Genomic DNA, 20,910 nt, shown 5'->3' with positions numbered 1-20,910 from the left:
AGCGGTTAGCATCCCGCGGGACAAGGAGAGACGCAATATGCGCCACGTCGCCGTGATCGGGTCAGGCCCCGCAGGCTATTACACTGCGGAAGCCTGTCAAAAGACGTTCGGCGACGATGTCCGCGTCGACATCATCGATCGCCTGCCAGTGCCCTATGGCTTGATCCGCACCGGGGTCGCGCCGGATCACCAGTCGATCAAGGCGGTTTCCAGGCGGTACGAAGCGACCGCGCTCAGCGACAATGTCCGCTTCGTCGGCAATGTCGCGGTGGGGCGGGACGTCTCGATCCCGGAATTGCGCGACCTTTATGATGCGGTCGTGCTGGCGACCGGGGCGCCGCATGATCGCCCGCTCGGCATACCCGGCGACGATCTGCCCGGCGTGATCGGGTCCGCCGCGTTCGTCGGCTGGTATAACGGTCACCCCGATTTCGCCGACCTCGCGCCGCCGCTGGAGGGCCCGGGCGCGGTTATCGTCGGCGCGGGCAATGTCGCGCTGGATGTGGCGCGTATCCTTGCCAAGACAAGCGACGAATTTGCGGGATCCGATATCGTCAAGCACGCGCTCGAAGCGCTCGGGCCGCACGCGATCACCGATGTCACGATCCTTGCGCGGCGCGGGCCGCACGAGATCGCGATGACGCCCAAGGAACTTGGTGAGCTTGGCCATCTCAGCAGAGCGACGCCGCTCGTCGACAGCGCGGACCTGCCGTCGATCGACACGGATGCCGCGCTGGAGCCGGGGTTGCGCAAGTCGGTGAGCCACTTGCGCGCCTTCGCCGGGAACCGCCCTGCCTCGCCCGTTTCGATCACGTTCGATTTCTTCGCCATGCCGCTCGCGATCAAGGGCAACGGCAAGGCCGAGCGCGTGGTCGTCGAGCGGACCCGCGTGGATGAAGATGGCCGCGCGGTGGGCACCGGGGAGACCTATGAAATTCCGGCCAGACTGGTTGTCAGTTGCATCGGATATCGCACGCCGCCGATCGAGGGCGTGCCGTATGACGCGAGGCTCGGGCGCTTCGCCAATGACGAAGGGCATATCGCGCCGGGGCTTTACGCCGTCGGCTGGGCGCGGCGCGGGCCAACCGGCACGATCGGCACCAACCGGCCCGACGGGTTCATGATCGCCGACAGGATCGCATCGGAAACCCCCGGCGACAGCGGAAAAGCCGGTCGCGTGGGGCTGGATGCGCTACTCGCCGAACGTGCGGTGGATGTCGTCACGTTTCGCGACTGGCAGGAGATCGAGCGCTCCGAAATAGCCAACGCCCGGGATGGCGCCCCGCGCGAGAAGTTCACCACCCTGGACGCGATGCTTGCAGCCCGCGCGCCAATATGAATACGCAGCTTGCGCAGCCCAAATCCGCTGGCTATAGGCGCGCCTCCAGCGACCGGTAGGCCCCCGAAAGGCCGATGACCGATACTCCGTCGGGGAGTAGCTCAGCCTGGTAGAGCACTGCCTTCGGGAGGCAGGGGCCGGAGGTTCGAATCCTCTCTCCCCGACCATCATTCATTCGGCGATGCGCCTGACCTCAACCCCTGCGCGAGCAAGCAGGTGGTGGTTCAGCCGGCGGCCGCGATCACCTCGTCCAGGGAAGCGGAACGCACGCCACGTCGATCGAGTTCGTCAAGAACGTGATCCCACCAGCGCCAGAACCGCGCCAGATCCGTCCTGTCGCGAACATACGGCGTATTCCCCGGCACCAGCGAGGGGGAATGAAAAGCGAAATTCAGCACGCGCGCGCCTTCCCCGATCGCAATCGCGATCGCCTCGAGCGCGTCGTTCAACGGCACGCCCTCAGGAGTCAGCGGCACGCGCGCGAGCAGACCGGCGCGGGAGAACAGGCCGCGCCCGCGCGGAACGGCGCCGAGCCGCGCATGAAGCCTCGCGCCGTGTCTCCGCAGCGCGCCTGTAAAGACGGTCGATAGCGGCAACTCGATCATTTCCGACACCCGCCAGGCGTCACCGCGGGCATGCGTGAAATCCGGGCCGCCTTCAGCGCGATAGTCGAAACCGGGGCGAACCGAACTATCCAGTTGGTAGCCGTGCCGCGCCAGCATCCCGAACATCTCCGGCGAGAGCCCGTATCGACCGGCACGAAAGGCGCGCGGCGCGCGCTCGAACGCACCGGCGATCGCTCCTGTCAGCCGCACAAGCTTTTCCTCAAGCATTCGCCCGGGAAGATTGCCCGCGAAGGACGCAACCGAGGACAGCGGCTCGTCGAACGGCGGATTGACCCACGGATGCAGTTGCGCGCCAATCGCAGCGCGAGGATTGTCCGAAAGAATGCTCCGCAATAAATCCGCCCCGCCGGGATCGGATGCCACCGGGTAATCGATGAAATACGCAGGCGCCGCTCCCGCGTCCGACAGGCGCCGGTGCGCCTCCGGCAACGCCGCGAGTGCGGTAACCGTCCCTGCGTCACGCGAGAAAGGAGCAGCCCAGTCGAACTCCTCCTCGGTATCGATGAACACGGTGTAGCGGACGCCGAAATCGATCGGCCAACGCACCAGCGTTTCCGCTTCCGGGGGCGGCACACGCCAGCGCCGCGGGACGATCGCGGGCGATGCCACCGTCGTCAGTTTGTCGAGGCCTGCCCCATGTCGCCGATCAATCCTGTCGGGAGCAGCAGAGTCAAGCGCTCCGCCTCGATCATCAGCGAACCGCGCAATTCCGTCGCGAGGTTGCGCGCCAGCCGGATCGAGAATCCGGTGCCGAGCAAGGGGGCGCCTGGCATCTCCACCTCGCGCTCGGCATCCAGCGTCAGCAGGGTCGCATCCGGCACGGCGGCAAGCGCGCGCGGACGGGTAATCTGGATGGCGACGTGGGTGTCCTCGTCGCGCACGTCAATCGTCAGCCGCTCGCCGTGAGCGGCGCTGGCCACCAGCGCGGCGATCAATCGCCCGATCAGGCGCTCGGCAATCCGCTCGTCACAGGCCAGCGTTATGCCCGCGGGCCCCGGCGCAAGATCGACCACGCAATCGCGCAATCTGACCAATGGCGCGAGATCATTCAGTGTGCGGGAGAGCAGCGGCGCCAGCATCACCGTCTCGTCCCGCAGATTCAGTGCATTCCCCTCGAGCCGCGCGGCAAGTTCGAGATCCTCGATCGCCGCCACCAGATCGCTCGCATGCGCACGGATGGTCGCTGCGCGTTCGCGATAGACCTCGGGAACGGGTCCGAGCATCGCGGTCTCAATCAATTCGGAGAAGCCAGCGATTGCATTGCTGGGTGTGCGCAGTTCGTGGACCAGTCGCCGCAAGCCCTCGATGCCGCTTGCGTCGGTGCGCCGGCCAATCGCGCCTTCGTCGATCCGCGGACGGCGCGCGGCACCCCGAAAGCCGACAAAGCGGCCAGTGGCCGGATCGAACATCGGCACGCCGGATATGCGCCAGTCCCCCGCGAGCGCCGATCGTCCACCAATATTGAGGCGCGCGTCGCTGAATGCGGTACGGTGGCGGAACGCGCCGCTGGCCACGCCATCGACCTGCGGCTGGCCATCGGCGCCAGGCAAGAGGAAGCCGACTCCGATCACCGCCGCGCGTGGCGCAGCGTCGATCCAGCGAATCACGCCGGCCGAATCGGTCTCGAAGCTGAATCGATCGACCGCGTCCGCTTCATCGCCGGAACCTGCAGGAAGTGGCTGTTGATCGCGATGCAGCTCGCGAAAGGCAGCAATGCGGTCAACCAGCGCCGCGATCTCGAAGCCACCGCCAGCCGCCACTGCCGGCTCGAGATCGAGCACGTCGGCGGGAGGGGCAGACGGTTGGGTAACGGCTTCGGCGGGAAGCGATTCGATGGCGGCGGCGCACGCCGGCAACATCGCGGCCTCTTCGCCATCATACCCCAGCGCAAAATCAGCGGGTCCAAAGCTGTCCAGCGCGCGCGCAACGTCATCCGACAGATCGGCGCGGTGACGGAGCACGGCGCGTCCCGTAGGGCCAAGCGTCGGCAGCAGCGCACGCCACGCCGCATCGTCAAGGCGTGCGGCGCGCAGCACTGGCGCAGCAACCGCATGCTCGTCTTCGGCAAACACCGCGACCAGCCCGGCCGAGGGCGCCGCGAGCGCGAGCGAGCGACCGGCAGCGGCACGCACCGACAGCGGCACCCGCTCCCGCAAAACGCGCAAATGATCGAGCACCTCGGCGCTCTCTACGATCCGCCCGCGTGCCAGAAGATCGGCAACCTGCCTGAACGCCGCCTGCGCGCCGAAGGGCGTGGAGGCGTCCGCAGCGAGAACGGTCTTCAGGCTGTCGTCGAATCGCACCGATATCATCCTTTCCGGCAGGCGACCGTTTCGCCGCCGGGGATCGCCTGAGTAATCTGCATCAGACGATCGTGGAACAGCAGATTTCGGCACGTCGCAATGTGGGACAATTGCGTTTAGGCGCAATTTTCCTATGGATACGTGAACGAAATCGCCATGAAGCTGCTTGGCGACAGCCGGAGAATGAAGTGCTCGACCGTATCGACAGGCAAATCCTGGCGTTTCTGCAAGACGACGGGCGGATGACCAACGTCGAACTGGCAGACCGCGTCGGGCTGACGGCCCCACCGTGCCTGCGGCGTGTCCGCGCGCTGGAGCAGGCGGGCGTGATTCGCGGCTACCATGCGGATTGCGATGCCGCGCAACTGGGTTTTCCGATCACCGTTTTCGCGATGGTGAGCCTCAGAAGCCAGGCAGAGGCGGACTTGTCCGCCTTTGAGGAGCATGTCGCCGCGCTACCGGAGGTGCGCGAGTGCCACATGCTGAATGGCGAGATAGATTTCGTGCTCAAGATCGTCGCGACCGATCTGGAGAGTTTTCAACGTTTCCTGACGACGCATCTGACGCCCGCGCCCAATGTCGCCAGCGTCAAGTCGTCGCTCACGATCCGCAGCGCCAAATCCGCTTCGGGTGTGCCGATTCTCGAGTAAAAGGATTTTCGGATCGCGGAAGAAAAAGGGCGGCCCGGAAGCCGCCCTTTTCTTATCGATATCGCGTGCGCCTCAGGCGGCCGGCGTGTTAAGCGCGGTCAGCCAGAACGATGCGATATCGGCGCGCGGTGCGCCCTTCACCGCTTCAAAGGCAGCCTTGGCACCAGCCGTGTCGCCGGACTGCGCCAACGCGATGCCGAGGTGCGTGTTGACCGCATCCGCGTCCACGCCGCCCTTCTGCAGGGCGACCTTGTACAGCTCAATCGCCTTCGCATAATTCCCCGAGCCGAGATGCGCGTCGGCGGTGCCCGCGGCGAGCTTGCCGTTGGCCGCCGCCTTCGCCTTGGCATCGAGCGGATCAAGCGACCCCTCGTTGGCGATCGACTGCTTGGCGACGCGATACAGATCGCTGGCGGTTGCCGAGTCGGCCGGCAGCTTGCCCGCTGCGCGCCCCTCGTCGATCACCGACTTGCCCTCGTTCGGCAGCCCGAGATCGATCGCATATTGCGCGTAGATCTCATAATCAAACTGGTCGGCCAGGGCCTTTTCCTTGCGTAGCAGCCGGAACAGATCCACCTTCTGCGCCTTGTCGAGCGTGACGGCGCTGCCCTGCTGAATGCCGTACACGAATGCGATGTCGCGCCAGTTCTTGGCGGTCGGATAAGCGGCCACGTAGCGCTTCATCCAGCCGATCGTATCGGGGATCATCCGCTTTTGCAGCGTCTTCGCCATGGCGTAGCGATAGAGCGACTCATCGGGCTTCTGGCCGGCGGCGATCTGCGCATCCATCGCCTTCTGGAGATCGGCGGAGCCGCCGGCGATATCGCCGCCCTCCATCTTGATCTTGACCATCTGCAGCGGAAGGTTGGGATCGGTGTAGCCGAGCTGCTGCGCGCGCTGGAAGAAGGTGATCGCTTCCTGGGGCTGCTTGGCATTGGCGGCGATGATGCCGCGCTGGTAATTGAAACGCGCCTGATCGGCAGCCGGCGTGCGGGGATTGGCGATCAGCGCGTCGAGCGGGCCCTTGATCTTGTTGTCATCGATCTGGCCGCCTTGCATCTGGCCGACGGCGAGCTGAAGCTCGAACACCGAGGCGATATACTTGTCGTCGTCGCTCTTGGCGCCGGCGGAAACCTGCTGGATCAGCGGCGCGGCCGTGGCATAGTCCTTCGCCTGGAGCGCGGCCTGCGCCTTCGCGGCGAGCGGCTGGACGTCCTTGCTGAGCTTCAGCGGCGGCGCTTTGCTGCCGGCCTCTTCCTTCTTTTCCTTGGCGGACGCCGGCGCGACGAAAGCGACGCTGCCGACCCCGGAAAGAAGGGCGGCGGCGATCGCGGCCCGGTACATGCTCTTCATCGCTTCATTCTCTCCATCGTGGAAGGCGCGCTGGCGCCCCGGCGCCGCTCTACTCCGCTGCCCCTGTTGGTTCAAGAAACCCGACGTCCCTGACGTCACTGCGCTGAACATGGATTGAACGCATCCGGTTCCCCCGATAGGCGCAGGCACCATGATCGCCGTCATTTCACCCGCCAAGACGCTGGACTATCAGACCCCGCTTCCGCCGATGCAGGCGTCCGCCCCGCGGTTCGCGGCGGAGGCGGCAACGCTGGCGGGCGCAGCGGCGAAGATGTCGCGCAAACGGCTGGGTGAGCTGATGCACATCTCTGACAAGCTCGCGCAGCTCAATATCGAGCGGTTCCGCGGATTCGACGCGCTGCCCGAACGGCCTGCGATCCGTGCCTTCGCCGGCGACGTCTATACCGGACTGGACGCGGCGACGCTTGACGAGCCCGCGATAGCCTTCGCGCAGGATCATTTGCGCATGCTTTCCGGCCTGTACGGCCTGCTGCGCCCGCTGGATCTGATGCGCCCATACCGGCTCGAGATGGGCACGCGCTGGGCGCCGCGTCGCAAGAAGCTGACCGACTGGTGGGGCAAGCGTATCGCCGACGCGCTGGCGCAGGATCTGCTGGCCGAAGGATCGAATGTGGTGCTGAACCTCGCCAGTCAGGAATATTGGGCGGCGGTGGATGGATTGCTGCCGCGCGACGTTCGCATAATCACCGTCGATTTCCGCGAGGCCGACGGGCGGTTCATCAGCTTCCACGCGAAGAAGGCGCGCGGGATGATGGCGCGCTGGCTGGTGGAGCATCGCATAACGGATTTCGATGCGATGCGCGGCTTCGACAGCGATGGCTATGTATTTGACGGTGCGGAGAGCGAGGGCGACCATTGGTCGTTCCGTCGCCAGTGAGCGCGGTCGTCATCGGTGCGTCGGGCGGCATCGGCGCGGCGCTGGCCGAAGCGCTGGAGGAAGAGGGCGAGACCGTCCTGCGCTTCGCTCGACCCGAACTCGATCTGACGGACGAGACGACGATTGCCCGCGCCGCCGCACGCGCCGGATCGCCGGAGCTGGTTATCGTCGCGACCGGCCTGCTGCATGAGGCCGGGCGCGGGCCGGAAAAGGCGATCCGTGATCTCGATCCGGTGTGGCTGGCCAGGCAATATGCAATCAACACGATCGGTCCGGCGCTCGTCGCGAAACATTTCCTGCCGATCATGCCCCGAACGGGCCGCAGCATTTTCGTGGCGCTATCGGCGCGGGTCGGCAGCATTTCCGACAATCGGCTGGGCGGCTGGTATGGCTATCGCGCGTCGAAGGCGGCGCTGAACCAGCTCGTCCGCACGCTGGCGATCGAAGACAAGCGGCGTAACGATCGCGGCATCGTCGCAGCGCTTCATCCGGGCACGGTCGATACCAAATTGTCGCAACCATTTCGCCAGTCAGGCCGCGATATATTCGCACCTGACCGCGCCGCGGTGCAACTGCTCGACGTTATCGATGGCCTCAAGCCCCAGGACAGTGGACGTATTTTCTCCTGGGATGGCGCCGAAATCTCTCCCTGACCGATATTTAATCTTCGCGTCACGACATGGCGATCCCTGCGGGAGCATTACGGCCTTCGACGCCGACAGACGTCGTTCGAAACGGAGTGATGCAATGATGAAGTCCGCGATCCTCGCAGCAATTTCCGCCGCCGCGCTCGCCTCGGGCGGGATGGCGTATGCGCAGGCGCCCGTCGCGAAGGCGACCACGGCGGTCAAAACCACCACCGCCGCCAAGACCACTGCGGCGAAGACGACGGTCGCGGCCAAGACCACCACGGTGACGAAGCCGGCGTTTGGCGCGCCCAAGACCACGGTGGCCGCCAGGAACACCACGATCGTCAAGCCGGCCGCCACGACGGTCGCACGGACGACCACCGTCGCGCGCAAGACTGCTGCCGCCCCCGCCGGCCGCATGGTCACGACCAAGACCTCGACGGGCAAGACGATCACCTACAATTGCTCGAAGGCGGGCAACGCCAACAAGAAGGCGTGCAAGTAACCGCCTGACGAAGCCCATTCTCCCGGGCGCCTTCAGAAAGGCCGCTCGGGCCACCGACACCCCCGCGCGCGCAGGCGCGCGGGGGTGGTCAGCGCTTCCGCACTGGGCTAGGGTTCGTCATCGAAACGACACAACCCGAAAGCGCTGATTCTTGACCGACGAGACTCTCCTCGCCGACCCTTCGGACATTGCACCCATCTCCATCGTCGAGGAGATGAAGACGAGCTATCTCGATTACGCGATGAGCGTGATCGTCGCCCGCGCGCTGCCCGATGTACGCGACGGGCTGAAGCCGGTGCACCGGCGCATCCTGTTCTCGGCGAACGAGAGCGGGTTCGTGTGGAACCGGCCGTATCGCAAGTCGGCCCGCATCGTCGGCGACGTGATCGGTAAATATCACCCGCACGGCGATAGCGCGATCTACGATGCCCTGGCGCGCATGACGCAGGACTGGTCGATGCGCGCGCCCCTGATCGACGGCCAGGGCAATTTCGGCTCGATGGATCCCGATCCGCCGGCCGCGATGCGTTACACCGAGGCCCGGCTCGCCAAGATCGCGGATTTCCTGCTCGACGATCTCGACAAGGACACCGTCGATTTCCAGCCCAATTACGACGGCTCGGAAAGCGAACCACAGGTCCTGCCCGCCCGGTTCCCGAACCTGCTCGTCAACGGCGCGGGCGGCATCGCGGTCGGCATGGCGACCAATATCCCGCCGCACAACCTTGGCGAAGTGATCGACGCGTGTTTCGCCTATATCGACAATGGCGCGATCACCACCGAGGAATTGATGGAGATCGTGCCCGGCCCGGATTTCCCGACCGGGGCGATCATCCTGGGCCGATCCGGCGCGCGCTCTGCGTATGCGACCGGTCGCGGGTCGATCATCGTGCGTTCGCGTCATGTGGTCGAAGAGGGGCGCGGTGATCGCCGCTCGATCGTGCTTACCGAAATTCCCTTCCAGCAGGGCAAGAACGCGCTGGTCGAGAAGATCGCCGAAGCCGCCAAGGACAAGCGGATCGAGGGCGTCAGCGATATCCGCGACGAATCCAATCGCCTCGGCGTGCGCATCGTCATCGATCTGAAGCGAGATGCGACACCCGAGGTGGTGCTCAATCAGCTGTGGCGGCACACCCCGGCACAATCGAGCTTCCCCGCGAACATGCTCGCGATCCGTGGCGGACGGCCCGAAATGCTGGGCCTGCGAGACATCATCCAGTCGTTCATCCAGTTCCGCGAGATCGTCATCACGCGGCGCTCGAAGTTCGAGCTGGCCAAGGCGCGCGACCGTGCGCACATCTTGCTCGGGCTCGTCATCGCAGTCACCAATCTGGACGAGATGGTGCGGATCATCCGTGGCTCGGCCAGCCCGGCCGAGGCGCGCGCCGCGCTGCTCGCACGCGAATGGCCGATCGCGGAGATCGCCCCCTATATCCGGCTGGTCGAGGCGGTTGACGCCGAGGTCACCGGCGACACGTACCGCCTGAGCGAAACTCAGGTTCGCGCGATTCTCGACCTGCGCTTGCACCGACTTACCGCGCTGGGCCGGGACGAGATCGGCAACGAGCTTGAGCAACTGGCCGCCTCGATCGCGGAACTGCTCGAAATCCTCGCCAATCGCGTCAAACTCTATCAGGTGATGCGCGACGAGCTGACTGAGGTGCGCGCGCTGTTCGCGAATCCGCGCCGCACCGAGATCGCCGCCGCCGCCGACGGGATCGAGGACGAAGACCTGATCGAGCGCGAGGACATGGTCGTCACCGTGACCATGCAGGGCTATATCAAGCGCACCCCGCTGGAGGCGTTCCGCGCCCAGGCACGCGGCGGCAAGGGTCGCAGCGGCATGGCGACGAAGGATGAGGATGTCGTCACCGAATTGTTCGTCACATTGACGCACACGCCGGTGCTGTTCTTCTCCACGCTCGGCAAGGTCTATCGCATGAAGGTGTGGAAGCTGCCCGAGGGAGGGCCGGCCACACGCGGGCGTCCGATGGTCAATCTGTTGCCGCTGGCGGAGGGGGAGACGATCTCCACCGTTCTACCGTTGCCGGAGGATGAGGCGGAATGGAGCAAGCTCCACGTCATGTTTGCCACCGCCAGGGGCAACGTCCGTCGCAACAGCATGGACGCCTTCACCAACGTGCCCTCGAACGGCAAGATTGCGATGAAGTTCGAGGGCGAGGACGAGGATGATCGCCTCATCGGCGTCGCGCTGCTGGACGAGGAGGACGACGTGCTGCTCGCCACCCGGCAGGGCAAGGCGATCCGCTTCGCCGGCAACGAGGTGCGCGAGTTCCAGAGCCGCAACTCCACCGGCGTGCGCGGCATGCGGCTCGCCGCGGGCGACGAAGTGATCTCGCTGTCGATCCTGCACAAGATCGGCATGCGCGATCAGGACGAGCGCGACGATTATCTGCGCCACGCGCCGTGGAAGGGCGAAGACCCGGAGCGCAGCCCGCGCGCAATGAACGACGAACGCTTCGCGCATCTCGCCGAGCAGGAGGAATTCATCCTGACGCTGTGCGCCAACGGTTATGGCAAATTATCGTCGGCATATGAGTATCGCCGCACCGGGCGCGGCGGCCAGGGCATCACCAATATCGACAATATCGCGCGCAACGGCCTCGTCGTCGCGAGCTTCCGCGCCACCAAGGCGCAGCAACTGATGCTCGTTACCGATCAGGCCAAGATGATCCGCATCCCGCTCGCGGACCTGAGGGTGATCGGGCGTGGCTCGGCCGGCGTGCGCTTGTTCAACGTGGCGAACGACGAACATGTCGTCTCCGCTGCGCGGATCGAGGAAAGTGAAGAGGACGAGACGGTCGCGATTGCCGAAACTGCGTCACCGGACGCGACCGCGACAGGCGACGCGGAATGACCGATCGGCCAACCGTCGCCTACAAGGTGCTGACCGCCGATCAGATGGCGGCATTCGAGCGCGACGGCAGCTTCGCCGGCGCACCGGTGGACCTGGCCGACGGCTATATCCACCTGTCGACTGCTGCACAGCTGACCGAGACGGTGGAAAAGCATTTCTCCGGCCAGCAGCATCTGCATGTCGTGGCGGTCGATCTCGGGTCGTTCGGCGCGACGCTGAAGTGGGAGCCATCACGCGGCGGGCAGATGTTCCCGCATCTGTATGAGCCGCTGCTGCTTGAGACGGCGATCGCTTATGGCCCGCTTGAGCGCGATCACGAAGGGGCGGTGAAGCTTCCCGTCGCAGGCTGATCCGGCCCGGTGCGCTCGGCCAACGCACCGCGAAGCGCAGCGATGAAGGCGGCGGGATCGTCGAGGCGGTGCGCGATCCGGCGCGCCGCGCGACGTCCCGGAAGCGGCTCGTGCAGATCAACGATCACATTGGGATGCGCGACCAGCGCCAGATTGAGTGCGCTGCGATCGCGCGTGTTGCCTGCGGCATCCACGCCAGCGATCGCGTCCAGCGGCACGGTAATGCTCTTGATCCCGCCGGCACGCATCGTGAGGGCGCGCGCGCCAATCTCCACCGGCAGTCGCTTCATCGCGGCGATTGCGCGGATCAGCCACACCAGCCCCGCGAGGCTGGCGAGCGAAAGCGCCAGCGCGATACGCGGGTACCAGAATGACACCAGCAGATGCACCACCACCAGCTCGGTCGTCGCCAGTCCAACCAGCACCCAAAGCATGGGCGCGACCGCGCGATGATAGGGGAAAGCGCTCACCGCGTGGCCGCGTCAACGATCGCCAGCAGGAATCCGTCCCATTTCTTGCCGCCCACCGTCTGGATCGCGGTGGCGGTGAGCCGCGGCTCTGCCGCTACGTAATCGAACAGGGCGCGGGTGCCGATGATGCGCGGATCGGCGCTGTTCTCATCAAGCACCCCGCCCTCGCGGATCACATTATCCACGACGATCACCGTTCCCGGTCGCGACAGCCGGATCGCCGCCTGAACATATGCGACGTTGCTCTCCTTGTCCGCATCGATGAACACAAGGTCGAACGGTCCGGCGAGCGCCGCCAGCGTATCGAGCGCCGCCCCCGTGACCACCTCCACGCGATCGCCCACGCCAGCCTTTGCGAGGTTTATCCGCGCGACATCCGCGTGTTTCGGATCGATCTCCAGACTCGTGACCCGGCCATCCGCGCCCACGCCGCGCGCCAGCCAGATCGTCGAATAGCCGCCGAGCGTTCCAACCTCCAGCACGCGGCGGCTTGCGCTCGCCAGTGCGATCAGATGAAGCAGTTTCCCCTGCGGTGGTGAAACGTCTATGTCCGGCAGACCACCCGCCGCATTGGCGGCAAGGGCGGCGGCCAGGACGGGGTCAGCCCTCAGCAGCTTCTCGCCAATGTAATCGTCAACCGCGGACCAGCGCTCGTCCAATGGATCGAGCCGCTCGACCATCTCAGTGAGCGCCCAGCCCCGTGCCGCCGATCGGCCGGGTCTCCGCGATGGTTTCGAATCCGGCGATCAGCGGCCTTGCCTTCGCGATCGCCGCCTGCACGGCCGGAAGCTTCAGCGAGGCGGCGTGGCTCTCCTTGCTGTCCCACGCCTCGGAAACCAGCAACGCGTCCGGGTTCGCCATATCCTCGGCGACGACATAGCTGAGGCAGCCGGGCATGTCGCCGCTGCCGGCAATCAGCAGCTCCGCCAGCATCGCGCGCTGGCCAGGAATTGCAGTGATTCTGCCGATCATGCCATGCATTGCGCGCCTCCCACCGGCAGCAGCGATCGCAGCGCCGCCAAGCATCGTCGCCAGCGGAAGGCCGACGACGATGCTGCGGCGATCCACTTATTCTTCGCCCGTGTAGATGCGAACCAGCTTGTCGAGCATCGCCAGCGCTTCGCCGCGCTCGCGCTGGAAGGTGTTGCGGCCGATGATCGATCCGTTGCCGCCGCCGTCGCGGATGTCACGCGCATCCTGATATACTGCGTCGGCACCCTTGGCGGCGCCGCCGGAGAACACCACGATGCGGCGGCCCGCGAAGCTCGATTGCACGACATGCGCGACACGCTTCGCCTGGGTCGACCAGTCGCCACCCTCGTAGGCCTTCTTCGCGTCCGCCTGCTCGATATGGGCGGTCGGCAGCTTCACCTTGATGATGTGCGCGCCCAGCAGCGCCGCCATATGCGCGGCATATGCGCCGACATCCAGCGCCAGTTCACCGTCCTTGGAGAGGTTGCCGCCGCGCGGATAGGACCAGATGACGGTGGCGATGCCAACGGATTTCGCCTGCGCGGAAAGCTCGCGGATTTCCTCCATCTGCTCGAACACATGGTCGGAACCGGGATAGATGGTGAAGCCGATCGCGGCGCAGCCGAGGCGAAGCGCATCGTCCACGCTCGCCGTCACCGCCTGATCGACGCTGGTCGCCCAGCTGTTCGAGCTGTTGCACTTCAGGATCGTCGGCACCTGCCCGGCGAAAGTCTCCGCGCCCGCTTCCAGCATGCCCAGCGGCGCTGCATAGGCGGAAAGCCCGGCATCGATCGCGAGCTGATAATGGTAATGCGGGTCATAGGCCGGCGGGTTGATGGCGAAGCTGCGCGCCGGGCCATGCTCAAACCCCTGATCGACCGGCAGGATGATGAGCTTGCCCGTGCCGCCCAGCCGTCCGTGCATCAGGATGCGCGCAAGGTTCGCCTTTGTGGCCGGCGAATCGGATTCATATTTGTCCAGAATGGCCTTGACCGTCGGCGTCATCGCTTTCCCCTAATCGCAAATGGAATGGTTTCCGCGCCTGTTAGCGAGGGGTGCGACGGGGCGCCAGAGGGGATTGACGACGACTGTCCCACACCCTTTGTTGCCACGGTATCCGGGGGGAGAAATGCGATGCTACGCGCGATGATGGCTTTGGCCGGGTTTGCCGGGGCGGTGCTGGTGGGGCCGGCGGCGTCGGCCGGTGCGGAGCGGAGCACGCTCATCGGCGAGCGCGCACCGGATTTCGAACTGACGCTGTTCACGGGTGAGAAAGTGCGGCTGTCCGAGTTGCGCGGCACCGTCGTGGTGATCAATTTCTGGGCGACCTGGTGCGTGCCGTGTCGCACCGAACTGCCCACGCTCGATAGCTATTATCGCATCACGCAGAAGCATGGCCTGCGGGTGTTCGCGGTGACCACCGAGGATTCGGTGCCGGCCTACAGGCTCAAGCCGCTTTTCGCCAAGCTCGCGATTCCCGCCGTGCGGCGCTTGAAGGGGCCTTATGCGGTGCTGGGTGGAGTACCGACCAACTATGTCATCGATCGCGCCGGCGTGGTGCGTTACGCAAAGGCCGGCGCGCTCGATCTGGATACGCTCAACGCGGTGTTGATCCCGCTGCTGAACGAACACCCGTCCTGATCAGCGCGTCAGCGCCTTCACGCCGGGCAGTTCCTTGCCCTCCATCCATTCAAGGAATGCGCCCCCCGCAGTCGAGACGAAAGTGAATTCGTCAGCGACGCCCGCGTGATTGAGCGCGGCCACCGTGTCGCCGCCGCCCGCCACCGAAACGAGGCTGCCATCCTGCGTCAGTGCAGCCGCCGTGCGCGCAAGCGCAACCGTCGCCGAGTCGAACGGCGGTGTCTCGAATGCACCGAGCGGACCGTTCCACACCAGCGTCCGGCAAGTCTTGAGCACATCGGCCAGCGCCTCTACCGCCGCCGGGCCGACATCGAGAATCATCTCGTCGGCGGCGACCTCGTGCACGTTTACGGTGCGCGTCGGTGGGTTGGCGCGAAATTCCTTCGCCACCACCACGTCGTAGGGCAGATGGACGGTACAGCCGGCACGGTCGGCGGCATCGAGGATTTCGTCGGCGGTGCCGGTAAGATCATGTTCGCACAGGCTCTTGCCGACATTCACACCGCGCGCGGCAAGGAAGGTGTTGGCCATGCCGCCGCCGATGATAAGATGATCCACTTTCGCGACGAGATGCTTGAGCACGTCGAGCTTGGTCGAGACCTTCGCGCCACCGACGACTGCCGCGACGGGATGCTCGGGATTGCCGAGCGCCTTCTCCAGTGCGTCTAGTTCGGCCTCCATCGCGCGACCGGCATAAGCGGGCAGCGCGTGCGCCAAACCCTCCGTGGAGGCATGGGCACGATGCGCGGCGGAGAAGGCATCGTTGACGTACAGGTCGCCGAGAGCGGCGAAGCGCTCGATCACTTCGGGTGCGTTCTTCTCCTCGCCGGAGAAGAAGCGCGTATTTTCCAGCACCGCGATGTCGCCGGGCGCGAGCGCGGCGACCGCCTGCTCGTCGCCCTCCCAGTCGATGTAACGCACCGGGCGCCCGAGCACGGCGGCATAGGGATCGACGATCCGCGCCAGCGACATTTCCGCGTTGGGCTGTCCCTTCGGGCGGCCGAAGTGGGCGAGGACGAGAACGATCGCGCCTTTGTCGGCAAGCTCGGCCACGGTCGCGACGGTGGCGCGCAACCGCGTGTCGTCGCTGACCCGCCCATCGGCGAGCGGCACGTTGAGATCCTCACGGACAAGCACGCGCCTGCCGTGAATTTGTCCGATATCGTCCAGCGTCTTGAAAGGCTTGGGCATCGTTCCTCGCAATATAAGCCGTCACCGGCGACGGCGCGTCGCCGGTGACTATCCGGCGTCAGCCCAGCTTCGCCATCGCGGTCGCGGTATCGACCATGCGGTTCGAGAAGCCCCATTCATTGTCATACCAGCTCACGACGCGCACAAGCTTGCCATCGATCACCGCGGTTTCGAGGCTGTCCACGGTCGAGGAGGCAGGCGTATGCTGCAGGTCGATCGAGACGAGCGGCTCGTCGGTATAGTCCAGGATGCCCTTCAGCGCGCCGCTTTCGGACGCTGCCTTCAGGATCTGGTTTACCTCGTCCTTCGTGGTGTCGCGCTTGGGCGTGAAGGTCAGGTCGACGAGGCTGACGTCGGGGGTCGGCACGCGAATTGCCGAACCGTCGAGCTTGCCCTTAAGCTCGGGCAGCACCTCGCCCACCGCGCGCGCGGCCCCGGTGGTCGTGGGAATCATCGACATCGCCGCCGCACGCGCGCGCCGGAGGTCCGGATGGATCTGATCGAGGATCTTCTGGTCGTTGGTATAGGCGTGAACGGTGGTCATCAGGCCGCGCTCGATCCCGATCGCATCGTTAAGCACCTTGGCGACCGGCGCGAGGCAGTTGGTGGTGCAGGACGCGTTCGAAACGATCGTGTGCGATGCCTCGAGCTTGTCGTGGTTGACGCCGAACACGACCGTGAGGTCCACGTCCTTGCCCGGCGCGGAGATCAGCACCTTCTTCGCGCCCGCCGCGATATGCTTTTCGCATGCGGCGCGATCGGTGAAGAAGCCGGTGCATTCCAGCACCAGCTCGACGCCCAGTTCCTTGTGCGGCAGGTTCGCCGGATCGCGCTCCGCCGTGACCCGGATGTGCTTGCCGTCGATGACGAGATCATTGCCCTCGGCAGTCACCGTGCCGGGCCAGCGGCCGTGCACGCTGTCCCGCGCGAAAAGCCACGCATTGGACTTGGCATCGGCGAGATCGTTGATCGCGACCAGTTCGAGGTCTCCGCCCCGCTCCAGCATGGCCCGCGCCACCAGGCGGCCGATGCGCCCGAAACCGTTGATCGCAACCTTGGTCATAAAACCCTCATAGCCTCCCGATAGCGTCGGTCGGGGCGGCGTCAGCCCGCCCCATCGCTCGCGCGTGCCTTTGCGCGAGGGATGCGTCGCACGTCAACCGCGCAACGGGCCGCCGATAGCGGGCTTGTCCCGAAACCGGCTGGTTTCTATCGTGCGCGAATGACAGACTCCTCCCCGTTGCTTCGGATCGAGGCGGCCGTCGCGCGGATCGATGCCGCCGTCGCCGCCCAGCGCCAGGAAAGCGATTCGCTCGCCCGCCGCCATGCGAAACTGCGCGATGCGATGGAAAAAGCCGTTAGCGCGCTGGACGAGATTATCGCGCAGGAGGATAAATAGTGGCGGCGATCACGCTGGAGATCGGCGAGAACCGCTGGCCGGTCGCCTGCCGGGACGGTGAGGAAGCGCGACTCGAGCAACTCGGATCGATGATCGCGGATCGCTGGGCCGACGCGCAGCGCGCGTCCGGCAACACCGGCACGGTACAGACGCTGCTGCTCGCCGCGCTGATGCTGGCCGATGATCTCGCCGACGCGAAGGCCAGCGCCCGCGCGCCGGGCGAGACAGATGCGCTTACCGCCATGGCCGAGCGGCTCGAAGAACTCGCGACACGCCTTGAGAAAAGCACCGCGAGCGCCTAGATTGGCGTTGGCGGGTTCTGCCCGGTACGAGCCTTGATTTATCCCTGAGGCTATTCATCATCCAAGGGGGCTGTCCCTGCGCAGATCCTGGTCTGCAGTATATGGTCCCCACCTGACGTTTTGGGCGTCGGCGGATACTCCGGCAAACGGCCATGGCGGTCCCGCCACCCTTCATGACTGACCGGACATGAGCGATCCCAGCGACAAGAGAGCGATCCGCACCGCAGCCCGCGCCGCGCGCGCCCGCTTCGTCGCCGCCGACGGCGCTGCGGTTCCCTGCCCCGCGCCGTTCCGCGCCCTGCTGTCCCCGGGCCTGACCGTCGCCAGTTACATGCCGCTCGGCAGCGAGGCCGATCCCGCGCAGCTCGCTCGCACGGCGGTGGAGGCGGGATGCGTGATCGCGCTGCCGCATGTCGTTGATCGCGCGCACCCGCTGCGCTTCCTCGCCTGGGATACCGAGGCCGCGCTGGCCGCCGGGCCGTTCGGACTGTCCCAGCCGCATGGTGACTGGGCCGAGCTGGCGCCGGATATCATCCTCACGCCGCTCGTCGCGTTCACCCGCGCGCTCGACCGGCTCGGGCAAGGCGCCGGGCATTACGATCGCGCCTTCGTGCAATTTCCCGATGCCCGGCGGATTGGGGTTGCGCTTTCGGCGCAGGAGGTGAAGGCGCTGCCGCTCGACGCGTGGGACATGCCGCTCCATGCGATCGCGACCGAGAAGGAATGGATCACGCCATGACGCCGAGCTGGCGCAAACCAGTGGGGATGTTCATCATTCTCGCGCTCATCGCAATGTGGTGCATCGCCGTGGTGAGTCTTTCCGGCATCGTCGGGCGATGGCATTGGGCGCTGCAGCTGCCCTTCTATCTCGTCACCGGCATCATCTGGATCGCGCCGTTGAAGCCGCTGCTGCGCTGGATGGAAATCGGCCGCTGGCGTTGATGCTCATATTTTATCCTGATGCGCCGAGGCGACGGAACAGCCCCGGCGCAAATCCCGCGCGATACGCAGTGCTACGCGAAACGACGAAAGCCGCCGACTAACCTGCCGCAGACGCAGGCTGACGGAGACTGGCTCGGCGATCATCCCCCGCGCCTTCGATCGCTCGATCAACCCCTATCGCGGCTGCGAGCGTGCACACACGGTTGTGTAGTAGTGGAATGTCCGGATTTGGGTGGAGAGTGGACGCCCAAGTATCAGGAGTAAAACGAGAAAAGCTGTCATAGCCGCGGATGCCAAATGATGGTTTGGCTCCTCAGCTTCGATCAGCCGTGTCTCAAATGAACCTTGAAGAATTCCGGATCGAACTCGACCCTCTTGATGGGAACGGGAATCTTGCGTTGGGCTACAAGAGATTCGAGGTTTTCGACAAAATCAGGCTTTGCGGCGGCTCCCAAGATGACCGTGGTCAACGCCGCAGCCGGGAACGGCATCTTGCCGGGGCCCTCCTTAATCTGGATACAGCGCCATTCCTGCTCGTATTCCCAAAAATCTGCCTTGCGAAGGAGGATGCGTTCCATAAGGTCAGTTCGATCTCTGTCTAACGGCCGGAACACCGGCCTTTTCGCATCATAGACGACCTTACCTGCGCCATTGAATGGGACGTGAGCGGTGGCAAATTCGAGGCAGACGCCCGAGTGATCGCGGGCGTAATGGCTCCACATAAGGATGTTTTGGCAGGACTCCGCGAACGACACGACGCCGAAACCTGCGATCGATTCCTTCCAAAGTTCGGCCGTGCTCTTCTCGCTGATCGCTGCGACGCCATCCTTGGCGATCTTCCGAGCGAAGGCGCGGCGGTTGTTGCGACCCACTTGTGCGGCACCGCGTTCTTGTCGAACGTTGATCCAGTTTTTCGCCTCACCGTATGTTCCGCGTTTATCGATGAAGGGAAAACAGTCGAACGGATCGTTGAAGTCGGTCGGATTGGAGGCCCATAGCTCGTCACCGATCAAGATGTGCCGGAGCTTGTCCATGTCTGGCGCACGATACTTATAAAGTAACTTTGGAACCTCGGGTGTGGTCTCCAAGTCAGACATTCATCCGAGCCTCAAAATCGTCCGCACGCGACCGCAGTTCTCGTACCCGTAGTCAACCCGACGAGCACGACCGCTCCATTCAGCCGGTCCGCAATCCGCTGATCCCATGCGGGTCGATTGTCATCCATAGCTCTATGATAGGCGGAAGATGCCGCTGGTCGCAACGGCGCTTACGGGATCACAGCGAAACAGTAGGAAAGGCAACAACTGGGCGAATGCCGCCGTCGCCGGTTTGACGCGCTTGAGCATTTGTTCTTTTTATGTTCTACTCCCGCTATGTTCAAGATCGCTGGCAGAGGCGCAACCGGGAATACAACGAGCAGGCGCTTCAACCTGCCCGATCGCGAGGCTGATGGCGATTGGCTCGACGCGCAACACGGAGTCGACGGTGAGCCATCCCGGCTTAGGACGACAGTCACGATTGCAAAGCCCAAGACGATCATCAGCTACAACAAGTCGCCCGATGTACCTTTCGATCGTTCCATTAACCCATTCAATGGCTGCGAGCATGGCTGCATCTACTGCTTCGCGCGGCCGAGCCATGCCTTTCACGATCTGTCCCCCGGCCTCGATTTCGAGACGAAACTGTTCGCCAAGCCCGATGCCGCGCCATTGCTGCGCGAGGAGCTGGGGAAGAAAAGCTACGTCTGCCAGCCGATCGCGATGGGAACGAACACCGATCCCTATCAGCCGATCGAGCGCGAGTGGCGGATCACGCGGCAGGTGATCGAGGTGCTGGCGGCATGTGATCATCCGCTCGTCATCACCACCAAGTCCGATCGCGTGGTGCGCGACATCGATCTGCTGGCGCCGATGGCGGCGAAGGGGCTGGTGGCGGTGGCCGTATCGATCACCTCGCTCGTGCCGCGCATCGCGATGACGATCGAGCCGCGCGCGCCGCATCCCGAGCGCCGGCTCACGGCGGTGCGACGGCTCGCGGACGCCGGTATCCCGACATATGTGAACATGGCGCCGGTGATCCCGGCGATCACGGATGACGAGGTGGAGGCGATCGTGGCGCGGGCGGCGGAGGCCGGCGCGCGCGGCGTGTCCTTCATCCCGGTCAGGCTGCCGTGGGAGGTCGCCCCGCTGTTTCGCGCGTGGCTGGACGAGCATTTCCCGGAGCGCGCGGGCAAGGTGATGTCGATCATCCAGTCGATGCGCGGAGGCGGAAGGGATAATGACCCGGGGTTCTTTACGCGGATGCGCGGGCAAGGCCCGTGGGGCGATCTGCTGCGGGCGCGATTCCTGATCGCGCGGCGGCGCCACGGGATCGAGCGCAACGGCGAAAAGATGCAATTGCGCACCGACCTGTTCCGCCCGCCGGCGGGGCCGCAAGGCGAATTGTTCTAGCTGGACCGACCC

23 protein-coding genes and 1 tRNA gene are annotated in these 20,910 nt (G+C 65.1%); 14 read left to right on the top strand and 10 right to left on the bottom strand.

Annotated elements, in window-relative coordinates; all coding sequences use genetic code 11:
- Positions 1–37 precede the first annotated feature (37 nt).
- On the top strand, positions 38–1,339 hold the full coding sequence (locus FFS35_RS17650) for an FAD-dependent oxidoreductase (RefSeq protein WP_137788194.1): 1,302 nt from the start codon (positions 38–40) through the stop codon (positions 1,337–1,339).
- Positions 1,340–1,429: 90 nt separating this feature from the next.
- Positions 1,430–1,506 (top strand) — tRNA-Pro (locus FFS35_RS17645).
- Between the two features lie 57 nt (positions 1,507–1,563).
- Here FFS35_RS17645 and FFS35_RS17640 read toward each other — a convergent pair.
- Together FFS35_RS17640 and FFS35_RS17635 are read right to left on the bottom strand one after the other, a co-directional pair.
- Positions 1,564–2,574, bottom strand: coding sequence for a WalW protein (locus FFS35_RS17640; protein WP_249341726.1), 1,011 nt, complete (start codon positions 2,572–2,574; stop codon positions 1,564–1,566).
- Positions 2,575–2,579: 5 nt separating this feature from the next.
- Entirely contained in the window at positions 2,580–4,268 is a 1,689-nt protein-coding gene (locus FFS35_RS17635) for a histidine kinase dimerization/phospho-acceptor domain-containing protein (RefSeq protein ID WP_137788193.1), read from the bottom strand.
- A 188-nt stretch (positions 4,269–4,456) separates the two neighbouring features.
- Between FFS35_RS17635 and FFS35_RS17630 the strand changes: the two genes are divergently transcribed.
- Entirely contained in the window at positions 4,457–4,918 is a 462-nt protein-coding gene (locus FFS35_RS17630) for an Lrp/AsnC family transcriptional regulator (protein WP_283214578.1), read from the top strand.
- Between the two features lie 72 nt (positions 4,919–4,990).
- Here FFS35_RS17630 and FFS35_RS17625 read toward each other — a convergent pair whose 3' ends face one another.
- The gene (locus FFS35_RS17625) at positions 4,991–6,271 is read right to left on the bottom strand and encodes a tetratricopeptide repeat protein (RefSeq protein WP_137788192.1); all 1,281 of its coding nucleotides are present in this window, start codon (positions 6,269–6,271) and stop codon (positions 4,991–4,993) included.
- Between the two features lie 151 nt (positions 6,272–6,422).
- Between FFS35_RS17625 and yaaA the strand changes: the two genes are divergently transcribed.
- The 5 genes from yaaA to FFS35_RS17600 all read left to right on the top strand — a co-directional run bounded on the left by yaaA (position 6,423) and on the right by FFS35_RS17600 (position 11,531).
- A complete protein-coding gene (gene yaaA / locus FFS35_RS17620; protein ID WP_137788191.1) occupies positions 6,423–7,169 on the top strand; it encodes a peroxide stress protein YaaA in 747 nt (248 codons plus the stop codon).
- Complete coding sequence (locus FFS35_RS17615; protein WP_249341725.1) at positions 7,166–7,822, top strand: SDR family NAD(P)-dependent oxidoreductase; 657 nt, start codon at positions 7,166–7,168, stop codon at positions 7,820–7,822. Before yaaA ends, FFS35_RS17615 begins: the two co-directional genes overlap by 4 nt.
- A gap of 94 nt (positions 7,823–7,916) precedes the next feature.
- Positions 7,917–8,303, top strand: coding sequence for a hypothetical protein (locus FFS35_RS17610; protein ID WP_249341724.1), 387 nt, complete (start codon positions 7,917–7,919; stop codon positions 8,301–8,303).
- A gap of 151 nt (positions 8,304–8,454) precedes the next feature.
- Positions 8,455–11,181, top strand: a complete 2,727-nt coding sequence (gyrA, locus tag FFS35_RS17605) for a DNA gyrase subunit A (RefSeq protein WP_137788189.1) — start codon at positions 8,455–8,457, stop codon at positions 11,179–11,181.
- Positions 11,178–11,531 (top strand): DUF952 domain-containing protein, encoded by a 354-nt coding sequence (locus FFS35_RS17600; protein ID WP_137788188.1) that lies wholly within the window; start codon positions 11,178–11,180, stop codon positions 11,529–11,531. Before gyrA ends, FFS35_RS17600 begins: the two co-directional genes overlap by 4 nt.
- Here the strand turns inward: FFS35_RS17600 and FFS35_RS17595 are convergent.
- From FFS35_RS17595 to FFS35_RS17580, 4 genes are read right to left on the bottom strand one after another with little or no spacing between them, the layout of a single operon-like run.
- Positions 11,495–12,001 carry a hypothetical protein gene (locus tag FFS35_RS17595; protein ID WP_212742231.1) on the bottom strand — a complete coding sequence of 169 codons (507 nt, stop codon included), beginning with the start codon at positions 11,999–12,001 and terminating at the stop codon, positions 11,495–11,497. The genes FFS35_RS17600 and FFS35_RS17595 overlap by 37 nt on opposite strands.
- Positions 11,998–12,681, bottom strand: coding sequence for an O-methyltransferase (locus tag FFS35_RS17590; RefSeq protein WP_137788187.1), 684 nt, complete (start codon positions 12,679–12,681; stop codon positions 11,998–12,000). The genes FFS35_RS17595 and FFS35_RS17590 overlap by 4 nt, the downstream gene beginning before the upstream one ends.
- A 1-nt stretch (position 12,682) precedes the next feature.
- The gene (locus FFS35_RS17585; RefSeq protein ID WP_349290335.1) at positions 12,683–13,069 is read right to left on the bottom strand and encodes a putative quinol monooxygenase; all 387 of its coding nucleotides are present in this window, start codon (positions 13,067–13,069) and stop codon (positions 12,683–12,685) included.
- Positions 13,070–13,978, bottom strand: coding sequence for a class I fructose-bisphosphate aldolase (locus FFS35_RS17580; RefSeq protein WP_137788186.1), 909 nt, complete (start codon positions 13,976–13,978; stop codon positions 13,070–13,072).
- Positions 13,979–14,107: 129 nt separating this feature from the next.
- Here FFS35_RS17580 and FFS35_RS17575 point away from each other — a divergent pair, with 129 nt between their 5' ends.
- Positions 14,108–14,614 carry a TlpA disulfide reductase family protein gene (locus tag FFS35_RS17575; RefSeq protein WP_249341723.1) on the top strand — a complete coding sequence of 169 codons (507 nt, stop codon included), beginning with the start codon at positions 14,108–14,110 and terminating at the stop codon, positions 14,612–14,614.
- Here FFS35_RS17575 and FFS35_RS17570 read toward each other — a convergent pair whose 3' ends face one another.
- Positions 14,615–15,805, bottom strand: coding sequence for a phosphoglycerate kinase (locus FFS35_RS17570; RefSeq protein WP_137788185.1), 1,191 nt, complete (start codon positions 15,803–15,805; stop codon positions 14,615–14,617).
- A gap of 58 nt (positions 15,806–15,863) precedes the next feature.
- Entirely contained in the window at positions 15,864–16,868 is a 1,005-nt protein-coding gene (gene gap, locus FFS35_RS17565; RefSeq protein ID WP_137788184.1) for a type I glyceraldehyde-3-phosphate dehydrogenase, read from the bottom strand.
- 159 nt (positions 16,869–17,027) lie between these two features.
- Here gap and FFS35_RS20110 point away from each other — a divergent pair, with 159 nt between their 5' ends.
- The 4 genes from FFS35_RS20110 to FFS35_RS17550 all read left to right on the top strand — a co-directional run bounded on the left by FFS35_RS20110 (position 17,028) and on the right by FFS35_RS17550 (position 18,448).
- Positions 17,028–17,204, top strand: coding sequence for a hypothetical protein (locus tag FFS35_RS20110; protein WP_171007677.1), 177 nt, complete (start codon positions 17,028–17,030; stop codon positions 17,202–17,204).
- Complete coding sequence (gene zapA, locus FFS35_RS17560) at positions 17,204–17,506, top strand: cell division protein ZapA (protein WP_171007676.1); 303 nt, start codon at positions 17,204–17,206, stop codon at positions 17,504–17,506. The genes FFS35_RS20110 and zapA overlap by 1 nt, the downstream gene beginning before the upstream one ends.
- A 187-nt stretch (positions 17,507–17,693) precedes the next feature.
- A complete protein-coding gene (locus tag FFS35_RS17555; protein ID WP_137788182.1) occupies positions 17,694–18,245 on the top strand; it encodes a 5-formyltetrahydrofolate cyclo-ligase in 552 nt (183 codons plus the stop codon).
- Positions 18,242–18,448 (top strand): DUF2842 domain-containing protein, encoded by a 207-nt coding sequence (locus FFS35_RS17550; protein ID WP_137788181.1) that lies wholly within the window; start codon positions 18,242–18,244, stop codon positions 18,446–18,448. Before FFS35_RS17555 ends, FFS35_RS17550 begins: the two co-directional genes overlap by 4 nt.
- Positions 18,449–18,771: 323 nt before the next feature.
- Here FFS35_RS17550 and FFS35_RS17545 read toward each other — a convergent pair whose 3' ends face one another.
- A complete protein-coding gene (locus FFS35_RS17545; protein WP_171007675.1) occupies positions 18,772–19,482 on the bottom strand; it encodes a DUF2971 domain-containing protein in 711 nt (236 codons plus the stop codon).
- Between the two features lie 339 nt (positions 19,483–19,821).
- On the opposite strand from FFS35_RS17545, the gene FFS35_RS17540 reads away from it, so the two are divergent.
- Complete coding sequence (locus tag FFS35_RS17540) at positions 19,822–20,898, top strand: PA0069 family radical SAM protein (protein WP_137788179.1); 1,077 nt, start codon at positions 19,822–19,824, stop codon at positions 20,896–20,898.
- Positions 20,899–20,910 lie beyond the last annotated feature (12 nt).

It is taken from the genome of Sphingomonas sp. 3P27F8 (assembly GCF_005502745.1).
In the GTDB taxonomy this organism is placed as follows: Bacteria; Pseudomonadota; Alphaproteobacteria; order Sphingomonadales; family Sphingomonadaceae; genus Sphingomonas.
The sequence above is the reverse complement of the archived record's forward strand: the minus strand, read 5'-3'. Positions and strand labels throughout refer to the sequence as shown.